Here is a 3791-nt window from a genome sequence, read left to right on the forward strand (position 1 = left end):
CATCGCGCTGTCCAAAGCGACGATCAGGAATATCAGGCAAAATCTGTTCTGGGCATTTGCTTACAACACGGCGCTGATCCCTGTTGCTGCCGGTGTGCTCTACCCCGCCTACGGCATACTGCTCTCCCCCATGCTGGCCGCTGGAGCGATGGCTTTATCCAGCATCTTTGTTTTGGCCAATGCCCTTCGACTGCGCCGTTTCAAGGTGCCGATCACAGCCGAACTTTCGTCCCGGCCACAAGCTGCTGGCGTTCGCCTGGCACCCGCCGAGTGACAATGCCGATCCCCGAGGTCTCGCCGGCCCCGGAATCCGCCATGCAGACATACCGACTGGAAAGCAAAAAACCGATGTTGACCATCTACACCACTCCCACCTGCCCCGATTGCCGGGCCCTCAAGGCCTGGCTCGACCACCAAGGCGTGTCCTATCAAGAACGCGACCTTTCCGATCAGGCGGTGATGGAAGAGGCTAAAGCACGATACGGCGTGCGGGTGGCCCCCATCACGGTTCTCGGCGATTGGTTCACCTACGGCACCTTCCAGAAACAGCAGCCCGAGATCCGTGCTATCTTGCAAAAGGAGGGGCTGATTGCCAGCCACGGTCGACCGACATTTGAAGGACAACAGGTTAGTCTTCCGCAGGTAGAACAAGCCATCGACGTGGCTTCGGGGCAGACAATCCTCAACGCTGCCCTCGAACAGGGCATCCCCTATCCGCACTGTTGTCGATCCGGGCGGTGCGGCAAATGCAAGTCGAGGCTGATCAGTGGCGAAGTTTCGCTGCTCGAACACACGGGTTTTGCGCTCTCGGATCAAGAGAAGGCGGAAGGCATGATACTGGCCTGCTGCGCATTGCCAAATGGACCAGCCACGGTTGAGTGGTTGGGCGCCCAGCACGAACTGCCCGACCATCCCTTACGGAGGCTGCAGTGCCGGGTGTCGGCCATCGACCACATGACCCACGATATTTGTCGCCTTCGCCTTGCGCTCGATGGTCAAATGTTCCGCTTCTCTGCAGGTCAGCATGCACAACTGTCGCTGCCCGGAGTTCCTGCGCGCGACTACTCAATGGCAAACCGCCCGGACATGGGTGAACTCGAATTCCATATACGCCGCGTTCCGGATGGCCAGACGTCCAGCTTCATCCATTCGCGTCTCAAGGTGGGTGATCCAGTCACACTCGAAGGACCGTTCGGGGCCTCACAGTTACGCCACGAGCATACCGGGCCGATCCTTGCAGTCGCCGGTGGTTCAGGACTGGCGCCCATCCTGTCAATCGTTGAGACAGCGCTTGAACTCGGCATGCGCCAACCAATTCATATATATTTCGGCGTGCGCGCAGAGCGCGATCTTTACCTTCTGGAGCACTTCCGGTCCCTCGCCCACCTCCATGAACACCTGACATTCACACCGGTGTTGTCGGACCAAGGGGCAAGCGACTATCGCACTGGAATGGTCAGCGCTGCGGTTGCCAAGGATCTGGACAATCTCCAAGACTGGAAGGCCTACGTTGCCGGGCCGCCGGCCATGGTCAAGGCGACAACAATCGCCCTGGCGAACGCTGGACTACAATCACGCAACCTTCACGCCGACATCTTCTTTTCACCAGAACAATCTTCCAGGGCCCCGACACCCGAGAAAGGCAACGAACATGAATATCGGTGAAGCCGCACGCGCATCCGGAGTATCGGCAAAAATGATCCGGTATTACGAGCAGACCGGCCTGATCCCACAGGCTGAGCGCAAGGCATCGGGCTACCGGGACTACTCCACCCGCGACGTTCACATGCTGCGTTTCGTACGCCGGGCCAGGGATCTTGGCTTTTCGGTCGCCGAGATCGACGAGCTATTGCATTTGTGGCGTGATCGCAGTCGCCAAAGTGCCGAAGTCAAGCGCATTGCGCTCGATCACGTTGCAGGCCTCAAACACAAAATCACCGAACTGGAAGAGATGGTGGCCACGCTCTCCCATCTGGCCGAGAGCTGCAATGGCGATCATCGACCCGACTGTCCAATTCTCGATGACCTCGAAAATGCACAGGAGTCGACAGCCGAGGCGAACCAACCGCGCCGCGGCGCAATCGATCGCGTTGTTCTTTAGGATTGGGGTGGGCGGCCGTTTGGCTTCGCCCTTCCACGGATACCGTAGACTCCCCTCCAGCAGTACCTTCCGTCGAAGCCTGTGCTCGAACTCGAGCAATATTGACGGTTTTGGGTTTCGATCAATTGCGCCTCTCCCAACAAGCGCTCCGCTTCTCCTCAATCAGCATGGACGGGTTTCGGTAATGGACGAGGAAGACATTCAAATTCAGAAGGCACAACTGGCAAGAACCGCACCAACGACCCGAGTTGATGTTCTCGTCATAGGCGCTGGACAAGCCGGCCTTGCGACTGGGTATCGGTTGGCGCAGGAAGGAGTGTCTTTTCTGATCGTGGATGAAAGCCAGCGCGTTGGCGACAGTTGGCGCAACCGGTACGACTCGCTTGCCCTGTTCACGCCGCGAAGTCTCAACGCCCTGCCTGGGAAGGGGCTTGATGGCGATCCCGACGGCTATCCTTCCCGCGACGAATTCGCGGACTATCTCGCCAATTATGCCCTGCACTACAACCTTCCAGTCCAGACCAACTTTCGGGTAACGAGCCTGGATATCGAGGCTGAGACGCTCTTTCGGGCCAAGGGAGCAGACGGCAGCGTAATTCTCGCGCGTGGGGTGGTCGTGGCAACGGGAGGCTTTCAGGTGCCGGTCATCCCGGAGATCGCTAAGACCTTTTCATCCCAAGTCCGACAGCTAACGCCGGAAACCTACAAAGGTCCCGCTGATGTCGAACATGGACCAGTTGTGGTGATTGGAGATGGCGCTTCGGGGCGCGACATTGCATTTGAGTTGTCGGCGTTTAAATCTGTTATCCTTTCCCGCGGGCGAAATCGCCGGTTGCTGCCAGAAAAGCTATTGGGAATTAGCACGTGGAAATGGCTGAAAGCGCTCGGCCTTTTGCGTGTCGGACCCAATTCGCTGTTGGGCAGGATCATGCGCAAGTCCGATCCATTTCCAAACCGAGAACGAAGCGACCGAGATCTCAAAAAAAGGGGTGTAGTGCTGGCGTCACGGTTGATCGGAGCCGATGGAAAACATGCGGTTTTTGCTGATGGCAGCGCGCTCGACGTCGGCGCAGTGATATGGTGCATCGGATATCGCGACGATTTCACGTGGCTGATGATCAAAGCTGCCAAGGATCAAACCGGAAGCATTGTCGTGAACGACGGCAGAAGTCCGGTGCCAGGTCTCTTTTTTATCGGGCGGCCGTGGCAACGAAATCGCGCATCGGCGCTGGTGACAGGATCGGCAGAGGACGCACAGCGGCTGGTCGATGACCTGGAGCAATACTTGTCGAACACCCGGCAGGGCGAAGGGTCGATCGCGTTGGTTGCGGAATGAACAATCGTTAGCGGGATCAACTGCGAGTGCCGGATGTCGGGGTTTGGGAGAGGAGCGAGCGACGGCCGAAATGAGGGTGCGTTGCCGCCCGGCGGTTTCGGGCAACGGCTGACTTTCTGGAATTAGGTAGGCGTTGGATGAACCTGACGTTGTCCTGCAAAGACTATTCAGGGGCGACCAGGTCAGCAGGGATTGTCAGTCGATCCCTGTGTCCCCAAAATTCCGGAAACCAGTTCGTGGAACATCGCGTCGATTTTGTCCACCGCCTGGGGAGACTCGCGGTCGAGCCACCACCGTACCAAAGAGATCAGCACATCCACCAGTAAGGCCGCCCGCAGGTTGCGGGGAACGCCC

The 3791-nt window shown here is 58.2% G+C and carries 3 protein-coding genes and 1 pseudogene; all 4 read left to right on the forward strand.

The features are described 5' to 3' along the window. Positions 1–274, forward strand: a pseudogene (locus EO133_RS20630) (heavy metal translocating P-type ATPase); the annotation flags it as partial. Positions 275–315: 41 nt separating this feature from the next. After that, positions 316–1665 carry a 2Fe-2S iron-sulfur cluster-binding protein gene (locus EO133_RS18385; RefSeq protein WP_164735096.1) on the forward strand — a complete coding sequence of 450 codons (1350 nt, stop codon included), beginning with the start codon at positions 316–318 and terminating at the stop codon, positions 1663–1665. Next, positions 1652–2101: a Cu(I)-responsive transcriptional regulator gene (gene cueR, locus EO133_RS18390; protein ID WP_127071958.1), complete on the forward strand. Its 450-nt coding sequence runs from the start codon at positions 1652–1654 to the stop codon at positions 2099–2101. Before EO133_RS18385 ends, cueR begins: the two co-directional genes overlap by 14 nt. Positions 2102–2285: 184 nt before the next feature. Next, positions 2286–3437, forward strand: a complete 1152-nt coding sequence (locus EO133_RS18395; RefSeq protein WP_127071959.1) for a flavin-containing monooxygenase — start codon at positions 2286–2288, stop codon at positions 3435–3437. Positions 3438–3791: the final 354 nt, after the last annotated feature.

This window comes from Pelagibacterium lentulum (genome assembly GCF_003992625.1).
GTDB classification, from domain to species: Bacteria; Pseudomonadota; Alphaproteobacteria; order Rhizobiales; family Devosiaceae; genus Pelagibacterium; species Pelagibacterium lentulum.

Excerpts from the sequence above, each read along its gene's own strand:
- EO133_RS18385 (WP_164735096.1), top strand. The coding sequence starts at position 316 with ATGCAGACATACCGACTGGAAAGCAAAAAACCGATGTTGACCATCTAC.
- cueR (WP_127071958.1), top strand. The coding sequence starts at position 1,652 with ATGAATATCGGTGAAGCCGCACGCGCATCCGGAGTATCGGCAAAAATG.
- EO133_RS18395 (WP_127071959.1), top strand. The coding sequence starts at position 2,286 with ATGGACGAGGAAGACATTCAAATTCAGAAGGCACAACTGGCAAGAACC.